Raw genomic sequence first — 21,005 nt, 5'->3', positions numbered from 1 at the left:
GCGAAAAGGAGCTATTTCATGAAGCTGCCGGAATATCCGTCGTTGTTCAACGTCGCTGCGACCCGGGCAGGTGGCATATGGTAAAGGTCAAGACCGGTACGGCCCCCTTTTCCTCCCTGCTGGGGGGGATCACGGCCCTGGCGGCACTCTCCATCGACATGAGCCTACCGACCCTCCCGGCCATGACCGCCGCGCTGTCGGCAGGTCATGCCGCAGCACAATGGACGCTGTCGCTTTTCGTGCTCGGCTTTGCGGGGGGGCAGCTCTTCCTCGGACCGCTGTCCGACCGTGTCGGCCGCCGGCCGGTCCTGCTCTGTGGATTGACGGGCTATGTCATCACCGGCATCGCCTGCGCCATGGCGCCGTCGATAGAGGTGCTCGTCTCCATGAGGTTTCTCCAGGGGTTGAGCGCCTGCGCCGGCGCGGTCATCGCCCGGGCCATTATCCGTGATGTCTATGACCGCCAGGCCGCCGCCGCCAAGCAATCGATCCTGACCGTCGTCACCACCCTGGCCATGCTCATCGCCCCCATCGTCGGGGCATGGCTGCTCGGCATAACCGGCTGGCGGGGGGTCTTTGCCCTGCTTCCCACGGTGGGAGCGATGGTGTTGATCCTGGCGATGCTCATCATCCCGGAGACCAGGCCGGTGACGACCGAAAAGCGGGTGGGGGTCCTCCATTCCTACCTGCTGGTCCTGCGGGAACCGATCATGGTCGGCAACGCCTTTGTCGCCGCGTTCATCTTCGGGGGACTGTTCGTCTTCATCGCCGATTCCTCCACGGTCTTCATCCGCACCCTGGGAATCTCGCCCCAGGGGTTCAGCTGGATGTTCGCCATTGTCGCCCTTGGCCAGCTCGCCGGGTCGCTCCTCAATCGCTCGCTGGCGCTTCGGATAAACCCGGTCAGGCTGGTCCGTGTCGGGGGGGGGATAACGGTCGTCGCCACGGTGATGATCGGTCTGTTCGCCCTGTGGGAGGTGAACCTCTATGCCCTGCTCCTGGCGATCGCTCTCTATGCATTTGCCCTGGGAATGACCAACCCCAATGCCATTGCCGCTGCCATGGTCCCTCTCCCCCAGTATGCCGGGGCGGCATCCGCGGTGATAGGCTTCCTCTATTTCACCATGGCAAGTTTCGGCGCCTCCCTTTCGGGGTACCTCCTGCCAGGGACCGTGAAAGGAATGCTCGGTATCATGGCCGGATTCGGCACAGCAGGGATCATTGTCCTTGGCCTGCTGGAGGTGTATCAGGCGAGACGGGCGAAGGTGCCGGTGTGCGCATCCGAGGCGCAGAACTGATACGATACGGCAGGTGGAGTCGGCGACGACCGGGCAAAACAAAACGGCATTAGTTTTTTAGTTGACAAGAGCGAGTTGTTTCGTTAATATGATAATACAATATCCGGCATGACAATGTAATACGATTGCGGCCTGACAGAAAGGGGATACACGATGGCGGATGTTCTGGTTAACGTTGCAGTGTCCGGCGCCGAAGGCGGACTGTTTTCGCTGCAGCCCCTGATAAGGCGGGAAGAGGCAGCGGCGGAGGCCGGAACCGGCGCGCCATCCTGCGAGGAGCAGGATATAAGCACTGCCTGCTATCTCTGCCATGGCCAGTGCGCCAATTTCGGCGTCCATGGCAAAGGGGTGAGGCCGTGTGCCAGGGGGGTAACGGATATCATCAGCCGCCGTCGCGAAGCACGACAACTCGCACGGTCGGAGCGGCAGGGAAAAAGCTGAGCGCTTTTTTTTGCCCTGAGCCAGACAGTGACACGATGTTTTATTGATAGGATAACATTGTGATAAGCAGTATGACATTATGATACTTATGGATCGGTGCAGCCAACAAACGTAACAGGAGGATGGCCATGTTAGAGTACAAGGTGGAAGACAGGTCGTACGAGGTGGATGAAGAAGGATTTCTGCAGGAGCCCGAGCTCTGGACCGAAGAAGTAGCCAAGGATTTTGCCCTGACGGAAAATATTGCTGAGCTGAACGAGGATCACTGGAAGCTCATCAATTTCGTCCGCTGGTATTTCGTTCAGTACGGCATCGCCCCTATGGTGCGCAAGGTGTGCAAGGAGACCGGCTTCGAGCTCCAGAAAATCTACGAAATGTTCCCCTCCGGCCCGGCCAAAGGGGTCTGCAAGGTTGCCGGGCTCCCCAAGCCTACCGGCTGCGTGTAGTACACGATGCGTACGGAAGACGCCATACTCGAGCGATGGTTCGCGCGGGCGGTGGAAGCCTACCCCGGAGAAACGGTACGGTTTCTCACCGCGGAAAGGGACCAGTTCCGCAATCCTGTCGGGCATGTCCTGAGGGAGAACCTGGCGGTTCTCCTTCGGGAGCTTCTCGGCGGCATGGAGCCCTCCCGAACGAAGCCGGCACTCGAGGCGATCATCCGGGTGCGCGCGGTACAGGAGCTGACGGCCACCCAGGCGGTGGAGTTCGTCTTCGCGTTGCGGTCGGTTGTGGGCGAACTGGCGCCGGAGCATGATGCGCTCTCCCTTGGCCGGAAGGTCGATCAGCTGGCACTCATGGCCTTCGACGAGTATGTGCGCTGTCGCGAAAAAATGTACGAGATACGGCTGAACGAGAGCAGGCGCGCGCTGTCGGTACCAGCAGCCATGGCGCGAATGGGGTCGTAACCATGGGACTATTACCCTCTTTCATCATCATGGCGGCACTGGTAGCGGTTCCCCTTCTGGCCAGTGCGGCAGGGGTCGGGAAGGGGATACTGCTTGTCGGCATTCCCTATGCGGCGTTCGCCATTTTCCTTGGCGGGCTCTGCTGGCGGGTCGTCGGCTGGGCCCGTTCTCCCGTCCCCTTCCGCATCCCGACCACCTGCGGCCAGCAGACATCGCTCCCCTGGATCAAAAGTGCCCCCCTGGACAATCCTTCCACCGGCCTTGGCGCGGTGGGTCGGATGGCCCTCGAAGTGCTGCTGTTCCGCTCCCTGTTCCGGAACAATCGTGCGGAAATCTACGACCAGCGTTACGTCTTCGGCGACAGCAAGTGGCTCTGGCTGGGAGCCCTGGCGTTCCACTGGTCGCTCCTGGTCATCCTCCTTCGCCATCTGCGGCTTTTCGTGCAGCCGGTGCCGGCGTTCGTGCTCTTCATGGGTAAGGTGGACAGCTTTTTCCAGATCGGTGCCCCGGCACTCTACCTCTCCAACGTCGTCGTCCTCTGCGCCCTGGCGTATCTGCTGCTCCGGCGGCTGTGGGACCTGCGTCTCCGCTACATCTCCCAGTTCTCCGATTATTTCGCGCTTCTCCTCCTCCTCGGCACCGCCCTCACCGGCGTTCTCATGCGCTACGGGACCAGGGTGGACGTGGTGGCGGTGAAGCGGCTGGCCATCGGCCTGGCGACCTTCCAGCCGGTGGTGCCGGATGGGGTGGGGATCGTCTTTCTGATCCACCTGCTGATGGTCAGCGCCCTGGCCGCCTATTTCCCGTTCAGCAAGCTCGTGCACATGGGGGGGGTGTTTCTGAGCCCCACGCGCAACCTTGCCAACAACAGCCGGATGAAGCGGCACGTCAATCCGTGGAATTATCCCGTGAAGACCCACACCTACGCGGAGTGGGAGGAGGAGTTCCGGGACAAGCTCCTGATGGCGGAAATCCCGCTCGACGAGGCCAAACATGACTGACAATCGCCACAAGATCGAGCAGGTGCCCCCCCGGTCGGACTGGCGGGATCCCGCGGTCGAGTTCCGCAAGGGGACCTACTGCCACAGCGCAGGTGCCAAGTACGTAGAGGCGCTCGGTCTCCCCAATCCCCGCGACTGGAACCCCGCGGATGCCGACTGGAAACTCCCTTCCGACTGGAAGGAGATCATTCTCAACGGGATGGCGGAACGGCTGGAAAGGTTCCGTTCCTTCAAGCTGTTCATGGATGTCTGCGTCCGCTGCGGCGCCTGTGCCGACAAGTGCCATTACTACCTGGGCTCCAACGACCCGAAGAACATGCCGATGGTGCGGGCCGAACTGATCCGCTCCGTGTACCGCCGCTATTTCACCCCTGCGGGGCGGGTCTTCGGCTCCCTGGCCGGCGGCCGCGAACTGACGGAAGAGGTGATCAAGGAGTGGTTCTACTACTTCTACCAGTGCAGCGAGTGCCGTCGCTGCTCCGTCTTCTGCCCCTTCGGCATCGACACGGCGGAGATCACCATGATCGGCCGGGAGCTGCTGAACCTGCTCGGCTGCAATATCAACTGGATTACCAAACCGGCGGCCGACTGCTTCCGGGTCGGGAACCACCTCGGCATCCAGCCCCATGCCTTCAAGGACAGCCTGGAGTTCGCCGCCGACGAGCTGGAAGAGGTCACCGGCATCCGGGTGGATATCCCCATCGGCAAGAAGGGGGCGGAAGTCCTGTTCGTCATGCCGTCCGCCGATTTTTTCGCCACCCCCCACTACTACACCCTCCTCGGCTACATGTCCCTCTTCCACGAGATCGGCCTCGACTTCACCTACAGCGCCTACGCCTCGGAGGGGGGGAACTTCGGCCTCTTCACGTCCCACGAGATGATGAAGCGCCTGAACGCCAAGATCTACGACGAGGCCCGCCGCCTCGGGGTGAAATGGATACTGGGGGGGGAGTGCGGCCACATGTGGCGGGTGCTCCACCAGTACATGGAGACCATGAACGGCCCCGCCGATTTCCTGGAGGCGCCGGTCTCGCCGGTCACCGGGACCCGGTTCGAGAATGCGCGTTCCACCAGCATGGTGCACATCTGCGAATTCACCGCCGACCTCCTTTACCACGACAAGATCACGCTCGATCCGAAGCGGAATGACAAGTGGTCGGTCACCTACCACGACTCCTGCAATCCCGCCCGGGGGATGGGGCTCCTGGAGGAGCCGCGCTACGTCCTGAAACGGGCCTGCAACAACTTCCACGAAATGCCGGAGAATACCATCCGGGAGCAGACTTTCTGCTGCGGGAGCGGTTCGGGGCTCGGGACGGACGAAAACCTGGAGATGCGCCTGCGCGGCGGCTTCCCCCGTGCCAATGCTGTCCGGCATGTCCGGGAGAAGCACGGCGTCAATCTCCTGTCCTGCATCTGCGCCATCGACAAGGCGACCATGCCGACCCTCCTGGAGTACTGGGTGCCGGGGGTGGAGGTGGCCGGGGTCCACGAGCTTCTGGGGAACGCGCTGGTCATGACGGGGGAGAAGGAGCGGACGACGAACCTGCGGGGCGAGCCGCTCCAGGCTGCCGTTCCCGAAACTTCCCCGGCGGAGGTGGTCCATGGGTGACCGGCCGTTGATCTATGGCGGACTCTGCCTGTTCGTGGCGCTCGTTACCTTTCCCGTCTGGAAGGGGGTCGCGGCCCAGAGCTCCACCAAGGGACCGGAGGTGAAGGCAGTTGTCGACAAGAAGCAGTGCGTGGCGCCGCGCGCCTACATGCGCGAAGCGCACATGGAGCTCCTCGTGGCGTGGCGGGACGGCAAGGTGCGCAGGCAGGAGCGGCACTACACCGCCCGTGACGGCACGGTATACAACGTCAGCCTCACCGGGACCTGTCTGACCCAGTGCCATGGCAGCAAGGAAAAGTTCTGCGACAGCTGCCATGAGTACGCAGGCGTATCCGCCCCCAATTGCTGGGGATGTCACACGTCGCCGCCGGCAGAGCCGGCAAAAATGGCTGCCGCCGCCGCAGGAGAGATGCGATGAAGCTCACGAGGAAGGATTTTCTGCGCGTTCTGGCCGGTTCCGCGGTTGCGGTGGGAGCCGGCACACTGGTGCATGCCGTCGGCTCTGCCAACGACAGGGAGTCTGCCGAGGCGAAGAACGGGAAGAAGCGCTGGGGGATGGCGATCGATCTGCAGAAGTGCCGCGAGGAGAAGGGGTGCGACCTGTGCAGCCGCGCCTGTCACCGGTCACACAACGTCCCGCGGCTTCCCGACCCGGCCCATGAAGTGAAGTGGCTCTGGAACGAGCCGAACGGCAAGGTGTTCCCCTTCCAGCAGAACGATTACACGCGCCATGCCCTGGGGGAGACCGTCCCGGTTCTGTGCAACCACTGCACCAACCCTGCCTGCGTCCGCGTCTGCCCCACCCAGGCCACCTGGAAGCGGGGGGATGGCGTGGTGATGATGGACTACCACCGCTGCATCGGTTGCCGTTACTGCATGGCGGCCTGTCCCTACGGCTCGCGCAGCTTCAATTACGTCGATCCCCGCCCCCACCTCGGCGCGCCCAATCCCGACTTCCCCCCCCGCACGGCCGGCGTGGTGGAAAAATGCAATTTCTGCGAGGAACGCCTGGCCGACGGCAAGCAGCCGGCGTGCGTGGAGGCGTGTCCGCGCAATGCCATGGTTTTCGGCGATCTGAACGACGGCAATTCACCCATCCGGCAGCTTCTGAGCGGTCGCTACGCCGTACAGCGCCAGCCTGAGCTGGGATGCGGGCCGTCCATCTTCTACCTGGTCTGAGACGGGAAAGGCAAAGCTGAATGGTACGCGGAAAAGGCGGAAAAAACCGGATAACAGCGGATCATTCTTTAAAGCGTAACCCGGATGTATCCGGTCCAATAGTCCCCGGCTTAATGGAGCTCGATCATGCTTGACAAAGCGCTGAAAGGGAGCGGCAGGTACTGGGGGTGGATCGCCTTTCTCCTGGCACTGATTGCCGTCGGATTCACCTGCTACCTCCGGCAGCTTGCGTACGGCCTGGGGATAACCGGCCTCTCCCGCGATGTGAGCTGGGGGATCTACATCGCCCAGTTCACCTTCTTCGTCGGGGTCGCCGCATCGGCGGTGATGGTGGTGCTCCCCTACTATCTCCACAACGTGCAGCAGTTCGCCAGGATCACCATCCTGGGGGAACTGCTGGCGGTGGCGGCCGTGACCATGTGCATGCTGTTCATCTTCGTGGACATGGGGCAGCCGGCGCGGGTCCTCAACGTGCTCCTCTATCCGACTCCCCATTCCATGATGTTCTGGGACATGATCTCCCTCACCGGCTACCTGCTGCTCAACGGGGTCATCGCCTGGGTCATGCTCTCCGCCGAGCAGAAAGGACGCCCTGCTCCGTCGTGGATCAAGCCGGTCATCATCCTCTCCATCCCCTGGGCGATCAGCATCCACACCGTGACGGCGTTCCTCTACAACGGACTCCCCGGGCGCCCCCTCTGGTTCACGGCAATTCTCGCCCCCCGCTTCCTGGCATCGGCATTCGCCTCGGGGCCGGCGCTCCTCATCCTGCTCTGCCTGGCGCTGCGGCGGCTCACCTCCTTCGATGCCGGTCAGGAGGCGATCCGCCGGCTGGGGGTGATCGTCGCCTATGCCATGACGGTGAATGTCTTCTTCCTCTTCCTGGAACTGTTCACGGCGCTCTACAGCGGCATGCCGGACCATGCCGAGCCGTTCGAGTACCTCTTCTTCGGGCTCGACGGGAAGAACGGCCTGGTGCCGGTCATGTGGCTGTCGGTGGTGCTGGCGCTGGCCTCTCTCCTGGCGCTCCTGGTTCCCCGCTTCCGGCGGAACGAGCGGGTGCTGGCGCTGGCGTCCCTGGCGGTCTTTCTTTCCCTCTGGCTGGAGAAGGGGATGGGGCTCATCGTCGCCGGTTTCGTCCCGTCGCCGCTCCGGGCGGTGACCTCCTACGCACCGACGGCACCGGAGTGGGGAATCGTGGCCGGGGTGTGGGGCATCGGGGCGCTGCTGCTGACCATCTTCTACAAGATTACGGTATCGCTGCGCGAAGCGAATTGACGGCAAGGGGCCGTCGGGGGAGGGACGCCATGGAACATCCAAAGGACCTCATCTATTTCGATAATGCCGCCACCTCGTGGCCGAAGCCGGAGCATGTCTACAGCTTCATGATGGAGTTCTACCGGGCGACGGGGGTCAATCCGGGGCGGAGCGGGTTCGACCTCGCCATCGAGGCGGGCTCCCTCCTCGACCGTCTCCGCCTGCGCCTCACCAGGTTCTTCGGCGGGGACGAGGATACCCCCGAGCGTCTCTGCTTCGGCTACAACGCCACCGATGCCCTGAACCTCATCATCGGCGGCCTGCTGGAGCGGGGGGATCACGTCATCACCACCAATCTCGAACACAACTCCGTGATCCGCCCCATCAACCACCTGGTCCGGGACGGCGGCGTCGAGGCGACCTTCATCCCCTTCGACGGGGCGGGGTTCGTGGACCCGGACGACATCGCGAAAGCGATCCGCCCCACGACGAAGCTCGTTGTCGTCAACCACGGCTCCAACGTCATCGGCACCATCCAGCCGGTGAAGGAGATCGGCCGCATCTGCCGGGAGCGGGGGGTGACCTTTGTCATCGACACGACCCAGACCGCGGGTATCGTCCCGATCGACATGAAGGAGATGAACGTGGATGCGCTGGCGTTCACCGGGCACAAGGCGCTCATGGGGACGACCGGCATCGGCGGCCTCTGCGTCAGAAAGCACCTCCACCTGCGGCAGACCCGTGCCGGGGGGACGGGGGTGGAATCCATTTATCCCTATCACTTGGAGGAGTACCCCTGGCGGATGGAGTTCGGCACCCCCAACATGCTCGGGGTGGCATCCCTCTGGGCGGGACAGGACTGGCTCGACGAACAGGGGGTTGAAAACATCCACGCCCGGGAGATGGCGCTTGCGAAGAAGCTTGTGGAAGGCCTGCGCCGGATCGAGGGGGTGCGCTTCTACTGCTGCGACAGCCTGGAGAACCACCTCTCCACCTTCATGATCAATATCGACGGGCTGGACGCGGGAGATGTGGGGGTGCTGCTGGACGTGGACCACAACATCGCGACCCGCACCGGCCTGCACTGCGCCCCCCTCGTGCACACCCAGCTCGGGACGGTGGACATCCATGGGGGGGTCCGCTTCTCCATCGGGGCGTTCAATACCGCCGAACAGGTGGATGTGGCCATCGACGCCGTCGAGGCCATCAGCCGCTGGGGAGCCGAACGGCGGCGGCGGGGAGCCGCCTAGGGGATTCGTGGTACAGCGGTTGGTACTGCTCCTCCCCCTGGCTTCCGGGGAAGGAGGGTGTCGGGCATCCAGCCACGTGGGACAGGGCTTCGCAATGATGTAGAACAGTGATTTATTTTTTGTTGACACGGCGCGCATGTTCGATTATCATAGTCACAGTTTGATAATATAACAAAAGATATGGAATAGTCATACATGGCCATCCAGTCCGTAAAACGGGCAACCGACATCATCTCCCTCTTCTCCTCGTCCCAGCCCTCCCTCGGGGTCACCCAGATCGCCGCGGCCCTGGGTTTGAACAAGGCGACGGCATGGGGGCTGGTGACGACCCTGGAAAAGCAGGGGTTCCTCCAGCAGGACCCGGAGACCCTCAAGTACGGCATCGGCTCGAAACTGTTCGAACTGGGGATGGTGTATGCCGGGAACCTGGATATCAATGCCAAGTCGTCCCGCCTGGTCCAGGGGCTCGCCAGCCGCACGGGCCTCGTTGCCCGCGTCGGGATATGGGACAGCGGTTCCATTCTCATAACCCTGGTGGCGCTCCCCAAATCGGAGGACTCCCTCTCCCACCAGCTGGGTCCGCGGGTTCCCGCCTACTGTTCGGGGATAGGGAAGGCGGTCCTCCCCTTCCTCCCCCCGGAAGAGATAGAGAAGTACCTGGGTGGCCTGGAGTTCGTCCGGCATGCGCGGGCGACCATCCTGACCGCGGAAGAGCTGCTCGCGGATTTCGAGCAGACCCGGGAGCGGGGCTACGCCATATCGAGCGAGGAGATGATCCCCGGACTTGCCGCCTTCGGGGCGCCGGTATTCAGCAGGTCGCGGCGGGTGCTCGGTGGCATCAGCCTCTCCGATGCCCCGGCGAACCTGCTGGGGAAGAACAGGGATACGCTGGCGGACGACCTGATGCGGACGGCGGCGGAGATATCCCGGCAGATGGGATACTATACGACGTGATGACGACCATGAAGTGTCGCTGCAGTAGTTACATGTAATATTTTATGCAATTTTACGGCAGTCTGGTACATGGTTCATACAACGAGGAAGGAGGTCCACAACAGATGGCAGATACAAAAGGGGACAAAACAGTATTCAGATCCCTCGGTCTCGGCGGATTCTACGGCGGCGGCGCGGAGGGGATGGTCGATGTGAAGGACGGGAAGATCCTGCGGGTCCGGCCGTTCCGCTTCGACTACAAGTACGACCGGAAGTCGATCCGGACCTGGAAGTTCGAGAAGAACGGCAAGACGCTGGAGCCGACCTGGAAGTCCATGCCGTCCCCCTTCTCCCTGGCCTACAAGAAGCGGGTCTATTCACCCAACCGGATCAAGTATCCGCTCATCCGGGTCGACTGGGACCCGAACGGCGAAAGAAACCCCCAGAACCGCGGCAAGAGCAAGTACCGGCGGATTTCGTGGGATGAGGTGACCACCATCATCGCCAACGAGATAAAGCGGATTCATGCCAAGTACGGGGTCAACGCGATCCTCATGCAGGGGGATGGACACGGCGAGTGCAAGACCATCAACACTCCCCACGGCCAGCCCGGCATCCTGCTCGACCACATGGGTGGGTTCACCCTGCAGGTCCGCAACGCCGACAGCTGGGAGGGGTGGTACTGGGGAGCCAAGCACGTGTGGGGCCAGGGGGTGCAGGGGATGTACTGGCCGGCCCACAACATCGTCAAGGACTCCACCGAGCATTCCGAGATGGTGCTCTTCTGGGGATGCGACCCGGAGACGACCCCCTGGGGCTTCACCGGCCAGTTCTGCAGCAGCCTCATGTACTTCTGGAAAGACATCGGCATAAAGCAAGTGTACATCTGCCCCGACCTGAACTACGGCGCGGCGATCCACGCCGACAAGTGGATCCCGGTCCTCCCCAACACCGATGCGGCGTTGCAGCTGGCGATCGCCTATCTCTGGATCGCCGAAGGGACCTATGACAAGGAGTACGTGGAGACCCACGTCACCGGTTTCGACAAGTTCTCCGATTACGTCATGGGGAAAGATGACGGCGTTCCCAAGACCCCCGAGTGGGCCTCCACCAAGTGCGGCGTCCCCGAGTGGACCATCAAGGCGCTGGCGCGGGAATTCGCCCGCAAGGTGACCTCCATCGCCCACTACTTCGGCGGCGGTTACATCCGCGGCCCCTGGTCCCACGAACCGGCACGTCTGGAAGTCTGTCTCCTGGGGATGCAGGGACTGGGAAAACCGGGGGTCCACCAGCACCAGCTCTCCTATTTCGGCATGCCCCGCATGGAAGGGCTCACCGGCACCTCTTTCTGGAATCCGGAGATCATGGAGCGGCTCGCGCTGCCGGTCCTGTCGTCGGTCGCCAACTGGCAGGAGTCGGTGCTTCCCAAGACCCTCGTCCACAAGGCGCTCAAATCCGAAGAGCCGCTGAAGTTCATGGGTACCGGCGCCATCGAGGCGTCCGTGGCCGCCCAGTTCAAGGAGCACGAGTTCCCGCTCCCGACGAAGGACGGTGCCCGTATCCGGATGATCTGGACCGACACCCCCTGCCGGACCACCTGCTGGAACGGCGGCAACGAGACCGAGGAGGCGCTCCGGAGTCCGGAGGTGGAATGCATCCTTGCCCAGCACCCCTGGCTCGAGAACGACTGCCTCTTCTCCGACATCATCCTCCCGGCCAACACCCACATGGAGGTGGAGGACATCGTCACCAACATCCGGCAGGGTGGCCAGTTCGCCGACGTCATGCTCTGCCACAAGGCGGTGGAACCGGTGGGCGAGTCCAAGAGCGACTTCGAGATCGTGCTCGAAATCGCCAAGAAGCTCGGCTATGAGCAGCAGGTCTCCGAAGGGGCAACCACCGAGGAGATCCAGAAGAAGGTGTTCGAGTACATGAACCTGGACAAGCTGACCACCTGGGAGGATTTCAAGGAGAAGGGGTATTATCTCTACTCCGCCGCCGAGGACTGGGAAAGCGATCCCGCCGGCTTCAGCCGGTTTGCGGAAAACCCGGAAAAAAGCCCCCTGGGAACCCCCTCGCGGAAGCTGGAGTTCTACTCCGAGCGCCTTGCCAAGCACTTCCCCGACGACAAGGAGCGGCCACCCAGCCCGCAGTGGATCGAAAAGAGCGAGATGCACGACGAGCGGCTGTCGAGCCCGAGGACCAAGGATTATCCGCTGCTCCTCATGTCCAACCACGGCCGGTGGCGGGTGCACTCCCAGTGCGACGACATCACCTGGACCCGCGAGGCCCCGACCATGAAGGTTACCGGCCACGATGGCTACAAGTACGAGCCGATCTGGATCCATACGTCGGAAGCGGAGAAGCGGGGGATCAAGAACGGCGACATCATCAAGATATTCAACGAGCGCGGCATCGTCCTGGGTGGCGCCTACGTGACCGAGCGGCTCCGGCCGGGGGTCGCCTACATCGACCACGGCGCCAGGATCGACCCGATCATCCCCGGCAAGGTGGACCGCGGCGGCGCCATCAACACCATCTCCCCCGACGGCGTCACCTCGAAGAACGCCGTCGGCCAGGCCACCAGCGGCTACCTGGTCGAGGTGGGAAGGGTCACGGCCCAGGAGTGGGAAGAGTGGAGACGGGAAAACCCCGCGGCATTCGAGAGAAAATATGATTCCGATGCGGGACTTCGGTTCGACGCGTGGGTCGTCAAGGAGGGTGTGAAATGAAAGCATTCATAGTTGATCTTTCCCGGTGCAACGGCTGTTACTGTTGCCAGATTGCCTGCAAGGACGAGCATGTGGCCAACGACTGGGCCCCGTACGCCAAGCCGCAGCCGGACACCGGCCAGTTCTGGGTCAAGGTCCACGAGGAGGTGAGGGGGACCGTTCCCAAGTGCAAGATATCCTATACCCCCAAGATGTGCCTGCACTGCGACGATCCCGAGTGCATGAAGGTCTGCAGGTTCGAGGCCATCACGCGGCGGGATGACGGCATGATCCTCATCAACCCGGCGAAATGCACCGGCTGCAAGCTCTGCGCCGACTACTGCCTGCACGACGCCATCTATTTCAACGAGGACCTCAACCTCGCCCAGAAGTGCACCGGCTGCGCCCACCTGCTGGACGACGGCTGGGACATCCCCCGCTGCGTGGACAACTGCCCCACCGGAGCGCTCACCTTCGGCGAGGAGTCGGACCTCCAGGAGAAGATCGCCAAGGCGGAGTTTACCTCCGATAAGTGCAAGGGGCGGGTCTACTACCTGAACCGGCCGAAGAAGTTCGTCGCCGGCACGGTCTACGATCCGGTGGAGAAGGAGGTCGTCATCGGCGCTACCTGCACCCTGAAGGACAAGTACAGCGACCAGACCTTCCAGGTGGAGACCGACAACTTCGGCGACTTCTGGTTCAAAGAGTTGCCCGACGGCGAGTATTTCTATACGCTCACCATCGAGAAGGACGGGACGAAGAAGACCCTCGAGGCCTTCAACGCGACAAAGGACGTCAACCTGGGCGACATCGCCATGAGGCTGTTGTAATCGCCGGACCGATCGCCAAGAAAAAAACCGGGGCCGCGTGCCCCGGTTTTTTCGTTGCGGCAGCGGGAGATTTTTTGATATGGTTCTTCCCGCCCATACCATGACCGACTGGGGTGTTCTTGTGCTGGCAGCGCTCGTCATCGGCTTTTCCAAGACGGGGCTGCCGGGGATCGCCGTGCTGGCCATCCCCCTGGCGGCGCTGGTGCTCCCGGCGAAGGCGTCCACGGGAATCATCCTTCCGATGCTGATCGCCGGCGATCTCTTCGCCGTGACCTACTATCGCCGGCATGCCCGGTGGTCCCATCTGCTCCGCCTCCTCCCCTACGGGTTCGTCGGCATCGTCATCGGCTACTGGCTCCTCTCCATCGTGACCGACGGGGAACTCCGCCCCCTTATCGGCACCCTGATCCTCGCCATGCTCGTGCTGGCAAAGTGGCGCGAGCGCTCCGGCGACAGCGGCGCTGAAACCATCTCCCGCCTCCACGGGAGTTTTTTTGCTTTCTTCATGGGGGTTGCGGCCGGCATCGCCACCATGATGGCCAACGCCGCCGGCCCCATCATGGCCCTCTACCTTCTTGCCATGGATCTGCCGAAGCAGGAATTCATCGGCACGGGGGCCTGGTACTTTTTCGTCGTCAACTGCTTCAAGGTGCCGTTCAGCTGGCATCTCGGCCTGATCAACCACGATTCCCTGCTCCTCAATCTCACCCTCCTGCCGGCAACCGTCGTGGGAGCGGTGGCGGGGATCATGGTCGTCAGGCATATCCCCCAGCGGCTGTTCGTGAACATCGTGCAGGCGTTGACGATCGTCGCTGCCATCAAGCTCCTCTTCTAGGGGATGAAGGCCGCGGTGCTTTAGCAACACCCCCACCCATCCCTCCCCCGCTGGGGGAGGGCGAGGAGTTCTCCCCCCGGAGGGGGGAGGAAGGAGGGGGGATGTCGAGTAGAGAACACTTTTACCAGTAACGTGCAAGGAGTCCCGCCCCATGAGCAGCCACGACGTCATCATCATCCATCCCCCGGCGGTCTTCGATTTCCGCAAGAAACCCCTCTTCCCCGGCGCCCTCGGCGCCTCGGTGGAGCAGGTCCAGTTCAACAAGGTCCCCATCGGCATGCTCAGCATGGCCGAGTACCTGGACCGGCACGGCTACCGGGCCAAGGTGGACAACCTGGGGGACCGGATGGTCGCGAGCCCCACCTTCGACGCCGAGGAGCATCTCCGCAACCTGTCCGCCCCCATCATCGCCATCGGCCTCCATTTCCAGCAGCACGCCCAGGGAGCCCTGGAGGTGGCGCGGCTCTGCAAGAAGTTCCACCCCGGCTCCGTCATCGTCATGGGGGGGCTCTCCGCCACCCGCTTCCACGAGGAGATCATCCGGAAGTACGACTTCGTCGATGCCGTCATCCGGGCCGAGGGGGAGAAGGCGCTCCTGCAGTTCGTGCGGGCCTATGAGCAGCACGGCCGGATCACCGACACCCCCAACCTGACCTACCGGACCGGGGAGGGGGAGGTGCGGGTTACCCCCCTCATGCCGGCCAGCACCGACCTGGACGAGTTCGAGTTCACCCGGTTCGACCTCCTGGACCCCGGGACCTCCGTCTATCCCCCCAACGCACCCCCCCGCTGGAGCCTGACGGTCTGCCGTGGCTGCATCTACAACTGCGCCATCTGCGGCGGCTCGGCCTACACCTACAAGACCCACCTGGGGATGGGGAAGCCCGCCTTCCGGAGCCCGGCGAAGATCATCACCGACATCAAGAAGCTCAACGACCAGGGGGTCCACTTCATCGGCCTCTACCAGGACCCCCGCATGGGGGGGAGGAAGTACTGGCGGGAGCTCCTCTCCGGCCTCGCCAAGGAGAAGGTAGAGATCGAGCGCCTCTCCCTCGACCTGCTCGTCCCGGCGGACGAGGAGTTCATCCGGGAGGCGTCGAAGATCGGCCGGCAGGTGGTGATCCACCTCTGCCCCGACACCGGCTCGGACGAGGTGCGCCGGCGGCTGGGGCGTCCCTATGACAACGAAGAGCTGCTGAGAACCGTGGAGATCTGCCACAAGTACCGCCTCCCCGTCACCACCTTCTTCTCCGTCGGGCTGGCGGGGGAGACCGCCGACGACGTGAAGAAGACCTGGGAGATATGGGAGAAACTCTCCGCCATCGACCGCTCCTCCCAGGCGGCCGGCATGGTCGACGTGCCGCTGGGTGGCCCCATCGTCGGCCCCATCGTCCTCGATCCCGGCTCCCCGGCGTTCGACGACCCGGAAAAGCACGGCTACAAGCTCCTCTACAAAAACCTGGAAGAGTACGTGGGCGGGCTCTCCCAGCCCTCCTGGCACCAGTGGCTCAACTACGAGACCGACCTCCTGGACAACGCCGCTCTCGTTGACCTCATCCTCGATACCGTGCGGTTCTCCACCGACCAGCGGGAGAAGTCCGGCCTCTACGATTACAAGCAGGCCCTGGCCGAGCGGATACGGACCGTCCTGGACCGGGAGGTGGTGGCGGAGATAAACCGGATCATGACGATGGGGGAGGGGGAGGAGCGGGAAGCCGCCGTGGCGGCACTGAAGCTCAAGCACGAACACTTTCTCAACCGGCCGGTGGAGTCGTTTCTTCAATAGGTGCGGAATGCGCGATTGAATTTTTCCCGACTCCCTGGATGGATATAGTTCAGGGCTGCTGAGGTATTCCCCGTAGTCAATGCATTTTTCATCCCACCCCACTTGGCTTGAAGGTGAGCATCAATTGCCGTCTTGTCGAGTACATTTACAATCACCGTATCGGTATACGTAGTCCCTACCGTATCGGTAACCGTAATCGACGTGAGATACAATCCCGGCTGTTCATAGCTTGCCTTTATAGTCGAGTGACTGAAACATGTCAGGCTATTAGTGCCAGCTCCATCAAAATCCCACGAATAACTTGAAACCGGATTTGCGATAGAACCTGTTGAGGAAGTTAGGGAAACATCATGCGTGGCCTGGTTGTTAATTTTTAAGGTCGGGATACCGGTATTAGGTGAGGCCTGAAGAGTAACACCGTCCGACTTCGTCGTAGCGTTCACCGTGACGCTATCCTGATTCTGTACATTATTCTGGTCCGTGACGATAACTTTGATTGTACTGTTGTCCACCGGCAGTTGTACTTCGGACGCGAAATACGTCCCATTTACCTCGGCGGGATAGTTGATGGTTCCCGATGTGTTAATAACTTGAACAATTACGCCGAGTATCGGTACCGTCGTATCCATTGCGCCTTTAACGATGGTTTTAGTTCCGTTTATGGTTGATCCGTTTGATGGGGAGGTGATCAGGACTGCATTTGTGCCCGCTGGTGGAACAATAATTCCATTGCCGAAGTTGCTCGGTCCAACCATGTAACTACCGAAGCCTTGACAATAAATGTTTGTGTCGTCATTACCGCTTGAGGCCGTGAAACTGGCTGATATCGTATGATTAGCGTTGATGTTTTTGAAGGTATACGTGCTTATGGCCCCGACCGAAACGCCGTCAACCAGCACATCTATGACACGAGAGCCTGTAATTGGTGTTATGGTGAACGTCTTGTCAGTTCCTGAATTGACTCTTACCGTGCCTGATGGTGAGATGGCACCATTTGAATTTGAAGTGGTGGTTATTGTGTAGGTGTTGATTGCAAAGCGTGCAACAATAGAATGATTTGTAGTCACATCGTTGAATGTATAGGTACTGACAGGCCCAACCGATACAACGTCTATCAACACATCGTCGATATGATAGTTTGTATCTGGCGCCATGGTAAAGGTTGCGGATGCTCCTGTATTGACACTGATGCCCCCGCTTGGTGTAATGGTGCCATTGCCGATAGCTTTAGCGTTAATAGTATTGGGATTGATAGCAAAACTTGCATCAATGGTATGATTTGCCGTCACATTGACAAATGTGTACGAGTTCATTGCTCCGACTGATATGCCGTCCACAAGTACATCTAAGACATGGTATCCATTATTCGGATTCAAGACAAAAGTCTGAGATGCTCCATTGTCTACAGCGGTTGTACCGTAAGGGGAAATGGAACCGTATGGCCCTGCTGAGGAGGCGATTGTACGAATCGTTTGGTTAACTACGTTACTGTATTCCGAGTAGTTGGTGCCATCATATGCTCTTACACGGTAATGGTAGAAAGTTCCGTCGGTAAGACGGGTATTGGAGTAGGTCGTTACATTTGTACCCACGGAGCCAACTTGTTTATACGGTCCGCCGGATGAAGTGGCTCTTTCGATGAAGTAATTGGCTTCATAGGGTGTATTGTCAGCCCACGCGAGATCAATCTTTGTTGCAGAGACTACGGTAGCGGAGAGGGTGGTAGGCGGGGCAAGTGTTGCAGTTTTTGCATTTGCTATGTTGGAGTATCCGGAATAGCTGTTGCCCGCCTTGCAACGAACCCGGTAATAATATGTGGTGTTTTGGGTGAGATCAGAATGGGGGTAGCTTGTGACATTCGTACTGAGGGTGGCAATGACCTTCCATGGGCCCGCCGGAGCCGGAGCTCGTTCAACATAGTAAGATGCCTCGTTTGTGGCATGATCCTGCCAGGTCAAATTAATCTGCTTTGACGATGCAACCGTTGCGGTAAGGTTCATTGGTGCGGTCGGGGCAGCTGCCCCGACGGCTGTCTTGGTGAATGGGAAAGCAACAAATACAACTGATAAGAATAAAACAATAACTTGTTTGGCGTACTTCAGAAGCATTGATTTAAATGAACCGCCATGTTTATTCTTCATTAATGTTCCCCTTAAGTGGTAAATGATTCTAAGTTTCTAAGTTTTGGTTGGCGTGGCCATGTTCTTTGCTTTATACATAATGATAACAGTTAGTTGATGTTGTTGGTTTGGTCCTCTTAAGCTTGCAGACCATAGCATATTAATTATAAAATTTAAATAAAAATAAAATAATAAATTGGTTGTGGGGGCAAGGGAAGAGAGGTTTTATATTCACAAAATAAGATAACCGTTACCTATAAGTAATTATTGGATTTTCACCGGACTGGCTGCTATACTTGCAATCAACTTCGGCAGGAGCTGAAAATCAAAGGTCAACATGGCAAAACGGTTACCGAAAAAAATTGAAAAAGCCCTCGCGGAAACCAAATCCCGTTTACACGCGATTTATGCCCAACGACTGAAGGACATCATTCTGTTCGGTTCGTATGCCCGTGGCGACTACACAAAAGGGTCGGATATCGACCTTCTCGTACTGCTGGACCGGGTGAGTGACCCCGAAGCGGAGCGCGACCAGTATCTCCCCGTAGTCCATGATCTTTCCCTGAAATATGACACCGTCGTTTCGGTCATTCCAATGGATTATGAGATGTATGGCTCCAAGAAAACCCCCCTTATTCTGAACGCGCATCGGGAAGGGGTTCGCATATGACCGATTCGGTCCGGGAATTGCTGGAAAAGGCGGAGCAGAGCATCGGTGCGGCTGAATTGCTGGTCAAGGACAGTTATATCGACTTTGGTGCAAGCCGGGCATACTATGCCATGTTTTACACTATCGAAGCACTGCTGCTGAGTCGAGACCTCTCCTTTTCCAAACATTCAGCGGTTATTGCCGCTTTCGGCAAGGAGTTCGTCAAGGCCGGCATTTTCGACAACCGCTTTCACCGCTACATCCTCGATGCCTTTGATCTGCGTAACGCCGGCGACTATGGTGCAATTAATGCCGTCAGCGAAGAAAAGGCACGACAGACAATTCGCGAAGCCCGCGAACTTCTTGAAGCCGTCAGAAATCATCTCACTGCGTAAAAGCATACCAATATCAAGACAGCAATCTTATAGTGAGGGAAGCATAGGGGGACAGAAAATAAATCTGTCCCTCCTTTGGTTCGTGGCGGAGATAAACCGGATCATGACGATGGGGGAGGGGGAGGAGCGGGAAGCCGCCGTGGCGGCACTGAAGCTCAAGCACGAACACTTTCTCAACCGGCCGGTGGAGTCGTTTCTGCAATAGGTGCGGAAGGGGGAAGTGAAGCTGAATGGGAAACGCCGTGCAGCCTTGGAATCAAGGGGCGCACGGCGTTTTTTGTTGTTTTGTGGCGAGGGGGGGCGCCACAATCATGCCGCTTTGTGCTCTTTCACCCATTCCTTGAGAGCGGCATCTATGCGGCTCTGCCAGCCACGGCCGCCAGCCTTGAAAAAGGCGATTATTTCGGAATCGAGACGGATCGAGACTGATTTTTTAGGCTGGTCGGCTTTCGGGCGACCACGGGTTTTTAAGAGTTCGGCAGCTGCCTTTTCGCAAACGATTGCGGGGAGCACTTCCGATGCCGGGCGCATTTCCGCGAAGTCCTTCGCGGTAAGTTCAGGGATGCGCACATCGTCCAACTCTTTCCGGGTACTATGTTCAGGCTTTTTCTTCATAATGTTTTTCCTCGCGGGGGTTTGCCTTGCGAAGTCCGATGATCCGGATTGCACTGCTTCGTGTGGTGAAAATCATGACATGGAGTCGTCCCTTTATGGGGCCGACTGCTACGTAACGGGGCTCACCGTAATTTTTGCGGGTGTCGGGCTTGATATAAGCGCAAGACCAATCGAACCATTGGGCATCCGCGAAATCAACGCCATGTTTAGCAAGGTTTGCTTCCCGCTTGTTGTCGTCCCATTCGTATGCCACAGATTTATTGTATATACATTAATTTGTGAAGTCAAAATTTTTATAAGTTCAGCGGTACCTTCATTTCCTCTACGCTTTTCGATTCTCAATGATCTGCAGGGAGTGTTTATTCTGGACTTTATATTTGACATGGTGTAGCCATTGGGCTACAGTTTAACCATGGTTGAAATTCGCAAAACCGAACTTTTTGCCAACTGGCTTGACAACATGCGTGATATCCAGGCTAAAGCACGTGTCCTGGTCAGGATTGAGCGCCTTGCATCAGGCAACGCAGGTGACGTTAAGCCGGTTGGTGAAGGCATCTCTGAAATGCGAATAAACTATGGCCCCGGTTATCGCGTTTACTTTATCCAGCGCGGTAGCGAATTGATCATCCTGTTGGCCGGTGGTGATAAGAGAAGCCAGTCCCGGGATATCAAGACAGCAATCGGGCTCGCACAGAACCTATAGGAGTCGAAAATGCCTAAAACAGTTACCAGTCGCTATGACGTTGCCGAACATCTCCGCACTCCGGAAGAAATGGCTGCCTATTTAGAAGCCTCCATTGAAGAGGCTAATGGCGATGCCGCATTCATTGCCAAGGCCCTGGGCGATATTGCCCGCGCCAAGGGGATGTCTCAAGTGGCGCGTGATGCTGGCCTCTCCCGCGAAAGCCTTTACAAGGCGCTTTCAGGTGAACGAGTACCAAGTTTTGATACGATTTTAAAAATCGTTTCGGCCCTGGGACTCAAACTGCACGCAGAAGTTCGATAATATAGTGAGGGCAGCAAAGGGGACAGAAAATAAATCTATCCCCTTTTTTGCTTTTTTTCCGGAATTCCAAAACTTATATTTCAAGACCTGACCCCAAGGCACACCTGACCCCAAGGCACACCTGACCCCAAGGCACACCTGACCCCAAGGCACACCTGACCCCAAGGCACACCTGACCC

The 21,005-nt window shown here is 59.5% G+C and carries 22 protein-coding genes; 19 read left to right on the top strand and 3 right to left on the bottom strand.

The window, feature by feature from the left end:
* The first annotated feature begins 77 nt into the window (after positions 1 to 77).
* The 15 genes from KI810_RS00110 to KI810_RS00040 all read left to right on the top strand — a co-directional run bounded on the left by KI810_RS00110 (position 78) and on the right by KI810_RS00040 (position 16,041).
* Positions 78 to 1,298 carry a multidrug effflux MFS transporter gene (locus KI810_RS00110; protein WP_214173462.1) on the top strand — a complete coding sequence of 407 codons (1,221 nt, stop codon included), beginning with the start codon at positions 78 to 80 and terminating at the stop codon, positions 1,296 to 1,298.
* A gap of 153 nt (positions 1,299 to 1,451) precedes the next feature.
* A complete protein-coding gene (locus tag KI810_RS00105) occupies positions 1,452 to 1,739 on the top strand; it encodes a hypothetical protein (protein ID WP_214173461.1) in 288 nt (95 codons plus the stop codon).
* 128 nt (positions 1,740 to 1,867) lie between these two features.
* Complete coding sequence (locus KI810_RS00100; RefSeq protein WP_214173460.1) at positions 1,868 to 2,185, top strand: TusE/DsrC/DsvC family sulfur relay protein; 318 nt, start codon at positions 1,868 to 1,870, stop codon at positions 2,183 to 2,185.
* A gap of 6 nt (positions 2,186 to 2,191) precedes the next feature.
* A complete protein-coding gene (locus tag KI810_RS00095; RefSeq protein WP_214173459.1) occupies positions 2,192 to 2,647 on the top strand; it encodes an RsbRD N-terminal domain-containing protein in 456 nt (151 codons plus the stop codon).
* A gap of 2 nt (positions 2,648 to 2,649) precedes the next feature.
* Positions 2,650 to 3,648 carry a sulfate reduction electron transfer complex DsrMKJOP subunit DsrM gene (gene dsrM, locus KI810_RS00090; RefSeq protein WP_214173458.1) on the top strand — a complete coding sequence of 333 codons (999 nt, stop codon included), beginning with the start codon at positions 2,650 to 2,652 and terminating at the stop codon, positions 3,646 to 3,648.
* A complete protein-coding gene (dsrK, locus tag KI810_RS00085; RefSeq protein WP_214173457.1) occupies positions 3,641 to 5,260 on the top strand; it encodes a sulfate reduction electron transfer complex DsrMKJOP subunit DsrK in 1,620 nt (539 codons plus the stop codon). The genes dsrM and dsrK overlap by 8 nt, the downstream gene beginning before the upstream one ends.
* The gene (gene dsrJ / locus KI810_RS00080) at positions 5,253 to 5,678 is read left to right on the top strand and encodes a sulfate reduction electron transfer complex DsrMKJOP subunit DsrJ (RefSeq protein ID WP_214173456.1); all 426 of its coding nucleotides are present in this window, start codon (positions 5,253 to 5,255) and stop codon (positions 5,676 to 5,678) included. Before dsrK ends, dsrJ begins: the two co-directional genes overlap by 8 nt.
* The gene (dsrO, locus tag KI810_RS00075) at positions 5,675 to 6,439 is read left to right on the top strand and encodes a sulfate reduction electron transfer complex DsrMKJOP subunit DsrO (protein ID WP_214173455.1); all 765 of its coding nucleotides are present in this window, start codon (positions 5,675 to 5,677) and stop codon (positions 6,437 to 6,439) included. Before dsrJ ends, dsrO begins: the two co-directional genes overlap by 4 nt.
* Positions 6,440 to 6,565: 126 nt before the next feature.
* The gene (dsrP, locus tag KI810_RS00070) at positions 6,566 to 7,717 is read left to right on the top strand and encodes a sulfate reduction electron transfer complex DsrMKJOP subunit DsrP (RefSeq protein ID WP_214173454.1); all 1,152 of its coding nucleotides are present in this window, start codon (positions 6,566 to 6,568) and stop codon (positions 7,715 to 7,717) included.
* A 29-nt stretch (positions 7,718 to 7,746) separates the two neighbouring features.
* On the top strand, positions 7,747 to 8,946 hold the full coding sequence (locus KI810_RS00065) for an aminotransferase class V-fold PLP-dependent enzyme (RefSeq protein ID WP_214173453.1): 1,200 nt from the start codon (positions 7,747 to 7,749) through the stop codon (positions 8,944 to 8,946).
* 195 nt (positions 8,947 to 9,141) lie between these two features.
* On the top strand, positions 9,142 to 9,900 hold the full coding sequence (locus KI810_RS00060; protein WP_214173452.1) for an IclR family transcriptional regulator: 759 nt from the start codon (positions 9,142 to 9,144) through the stop codon (positions 9,898 to 9,900).
* A 104-nt stretch (positions 9,901 to 10,004) separates the two neighbouring features.
* The gene (locus KI810_RS00055) at positions 10,005 to 12,611 is read left to right on the top strand and encodes a molybdopterin-dependent oxidoreductase (RefSeq protein ID WP_214173451.1); all 2,607 of its coding nucleotides are present in this window, start codon (positions 10,005 to 10,007) and stop codon (positions 12,609 to 12,611) included.
* Positions 12,608 to 13,420 carry a 4Fe-4S dicluster domain-containing protein gene (locus KI810_RS00050; RefSeq protein WP_214173450.1) on the top strand — a complete coding sequence of 271 codons (813 nt, stop codon included), beginning with the start codon at positions 12,608 to 12,610 and terminating at the stop codon, positions 13,418 to 13,420. Before KI810_RS00055 ends, KI810_RS00050 begins: the two co-directional genes overlap by 4 nt.
* A gap of 79 nt (positions 13,421 to 13,499) precedes the next feature.
* Positions 13,500 to 14,255 carry a sulfite exporter TauE/SafE family protein gene (locus KI810_RS00045; protein WP_214173449.1) on the top strand — a complete coding sequence of 252 codons (756 nt, stop codon included), beginning with the start codon at positions 13,500 to 13,502 and terminating at the stop codon, positions 14,253 to 14,255.
* A 151-nt stretch (positions 14,256 to 14,406) separates the two neighbouring features.
* Positions 14,407 to 16,041, top strand: a complete 1,635-nt coding sequence (locus KI810_RS00040) for a B12-binding domain-containing radical SAM protein (RefSeq protein ID WP_214173448.1) — start codon at positions 14,407 to 14,409, stop codon at positions 16,039 to 16,041.
* Here KI810_RS00040 and KI810_RS00035 read toward each other — a convergent pair.
* Entirely contained in the window at positions 16,035 to 18,182 is a 2,148-nt protein-coding gene (locus tag KI810_RS00035) for a fibronectin type III domain-containing protein (RefSeq protein ID WP_214173447.1), read from the bottom strand. The two genes, KI810_RS00040 and KI810_RS00035, sit on opposite strands and share 7 nt — an antisense overlap.
* Before the next feature lie 316 nt (positions 18,183 to 18,498).
* Between KI810_RS00035 and KI810_RS00030 the strand changes: the two genes are divergently transcribed.
* Positions 18,499 to 18,831 carry a nucleotidyltransferase family protein gene (locus tag KI810_RS00030; RefSeq protein WP_214173446.1) on the top strand — a complete coding sequence of 111 codons (333 nt, stop codon included), beginning with the start codon at positions 18,499 to 18,501 and terminating at the stop codon, positions 18,829 to 18,831.
* Positions 18,828 to 19,205 (top strand): HEPN domain-containing protein, encoded by a 378-nt coding sequence (locus KI810_RS00025; RefSeq protein WP_214173445.1) that lies wholly within the window; start codon positions 18,828 to 18,830, stop codon positions 19,203 to 19,205. The genes KI810_RS00030 and KI810_RS00025 overlap by 4 nt, the downstream gene beginning before the upstream one ends.
* A gap of 309 nt (positions 19,206 to 19,514) precedes the next feature.
* On the opposite strand, the gene KI810_RS00020 is transcribed toward KI810_RS00025, so the two are convergent.
* Together KI810_RS00020 and KI810_RS00015 are read right to left on the bottom strand one after the other, a co-directional pair.
* Positions 19,515 to 19,820 (bottom strand): BrnA antitoxin family protein, encoded by a 306-nt coding sequence (locus KI810_RS00020; RefSeq protein WP_214173444.1) that lies wholly within the window; start codon positions 19,818 to 19,820, stop codon positions 19,515 to 19,517.
* The gene (locus KI810_RS00015; RefSeq protein ID WP_214173443.1) at positions 19,804 to 20,073 is read right to left on the bottom strand and encodes a BrnT family toxin; all 270 of its coding nucleotides are present in this window, start codon (positions 20,071 to 20,073) and stop codon (positions 19,804 to 19,806) included. The genes KI810_RS00020 and KI810_RS00015 overlap by 17 nt, the downstream gene beginning before the upstream one ends.
* A 159-nt stretch (positions 20,074 to 20,232) precedes the next feature.
* On the opposite strand from KI810_RS00015, the gene KI810_RS00010 reads away from it, so the two are divergent.
* Together KI810_RS00010 and KI810_RS00005 are read left to right on the top strand one after the other, a co-directional pair.
* Complete coding sequence (locus tag KI810_RS00010) at positions 20,233 to 20,523, top strand: type II toxin-antitoxin system RelE/ParE family toxin (RefSeq protein ID WP_214173442.1); 291 nt, start codon at positions 20,233 to 20,235, stop codon at positions 20,521 to 20,523.
* 9 nt (positions 20,524 to 20,532) lie between these two features.
* A complete protein-coding gene (locus KI810_RS00005; RefSeq protein WP_214173441.1) occupies positions 20,533 to 20,826 on the top strand; it encodes an addiction module antidote protein in 294 nt (97 codons plus the stop codon).
* Positions 20,827 to 21,005: the final 179 nt, after the last annotated feature.

The sequence above is a fragment of the Geomobilimonas luticola genome, from assembly GCF_018476905.1.
In the GTDB taxonomy this organism is placed as follows: Bacteria; Desulfobacterota; Desulfuromonadia; order Geobacterales; family Geobacteraceae; genus Geomobilimonas; species Geomobilimonas luticola.
This window is presented reverse-complemented; position numbering and strand designations above follow the sequence as displayed.

Bases quoted from the DNA above. Each gene is read 5' to 3' on its own strand.
- KI810_RS00030 (WP_214173446.1), top strand. From the start codon at position 18,499: ATGGCAAAACGGTTACCGAAAAAAATTGAAAAAGCCCTCGCGGAAACC.
- KI810_RS00025 (WP_214173445.1), top strand. From the start codon at position 18,828: ATGACCGATTCGGTCCGGGAATTGCTGGAAAAGGCGGAGCAGAGCATC.
- KI810_RS00110 (WP_214173462.1), top strand. From the start codon at position 78: ATGGTAAAGGTCAAGACCGGTACGGCCCCCTTTTCCTCCCTGCTGGGG.
- KI810_RS00020 (WP_214173444.1), bottom strand. From the start codon at position 19,820: ATGAAGAAAAAGCCTGAACATAGTACCCGGAAAGAGTTGGACGATGTG.
- KI810_RS00055 (WP_214173451.1), top strand. From the start codon at position 10,005: ATGGCAGATACAAAAGGGGACAAAACAGTATTCAGATCCCTCGGTCTC.
- KI810_RS00105 (WP_214173461.1), top strand. From the start codon at position 1,452: ATGGCGGATGTTCTGGTTAACGTTGCAGTGTCCGGCGCCGAAGGCGGA.
- KI810_RS00095 (WP_214173459.1), top strand. From the start codon at position 2,192: ATGCGTACGGAAGACGCCATACTCGAGCGATGGTTCGCGCGGGCGGTG.
- dsrM (WP_214173458.1), top strand. From the start codon at position 2,650: ATGGGACTATTACCCTCTTTCATCATCATGGCGGCACTGGTAGCGGTT.
- KI810_RS00060 (WP_214173452.1), top strand. From the start codon at position 9,142: ATGGCCATCCAGTCCGTAAAACGGGCAACCGACATCATCTCCCTCTTC.
- KI810_RS00005 (WP_214173441.1), top strand. From the start codon at position 20,533: ATGCCTAAAACAGTTACCAGTCGCTATGACGTTGCCGAACATCTCCGC.
- KI810_RS00100 (WP_214173460.1), top strand. From the start codon at position 1,868: ATGTTAGAGTACAAGGTGGAAGACAGGTCGTACGAGGTGGATGAAGAA.
- KI810_RS00010 (WP_214173442.1), top strand. From the start codon at position 20,233: ATGGTTGAAATTCGCAAAACCGAACTTTTTGCCAACTGGCTTGACAAC.
- KI810_RS00040 (WP_214173448.1), top strand. From the start codon at position 14,407: ATGAGCAGCCACGACGTCATCATCATCCATCCCCCGGCGGTCTTCGAT.
- dsrO (WP_214173455.1), top strand. From the start codon at position 5,675: ATGAAGCTCACGAGGAAGGATTTTCTGCGCGTTCTGGCCGGTTCCGCG.
- KI810_RS00045 (WP_214173449.1), top strand. From the start codon at position 13,500: ATGGTTCTTCCCGCCCATACCATGACCGACTGGGGTGTTCTTGTGCTG.
- dsrP (WP_214173454.1), top strand. From the start codon at position 6,566: ATGCTTGACAAAGCGCTGAAAGGGAGCGGCAGGTACTGGGGGTGGATC.
- KI810_RS00065 (WP_214173453.1), top strand. From the start codon at position 7,747: ATGGAACATCCAAAGGACCTCATCTATTTCGATAATGCCGCCACCTCG.
- KI810_RS00050 (WP_214173450.1), top strand. From the start codon at position 12,608: ATGAAAGCATTCATAGTTGATCTTTCCCGGTGCAACGGCTGTTACTGT.
- dsrK (WP_214173457.1), top strand. From the start codon at position 3,641: ATGACTGACAATCGCCACAAGATCGAGCAGGTGCCCCCCCGGTCGGAC.
- KI810_RS00035 (WP_214173447.1), bottom strand. From the start codon at position 18,182: ATGAAGAATAAACATGGCGGTTCATTTAAATCAATGCTTCTGAAGTAC.
- dsrJ (WP_214173456.1), top strand. From the start codon at position 5,253: ATGGGTGACCGGCCGTTGATCTATGGCGGACTCTGCCTGTTCGTGGCG.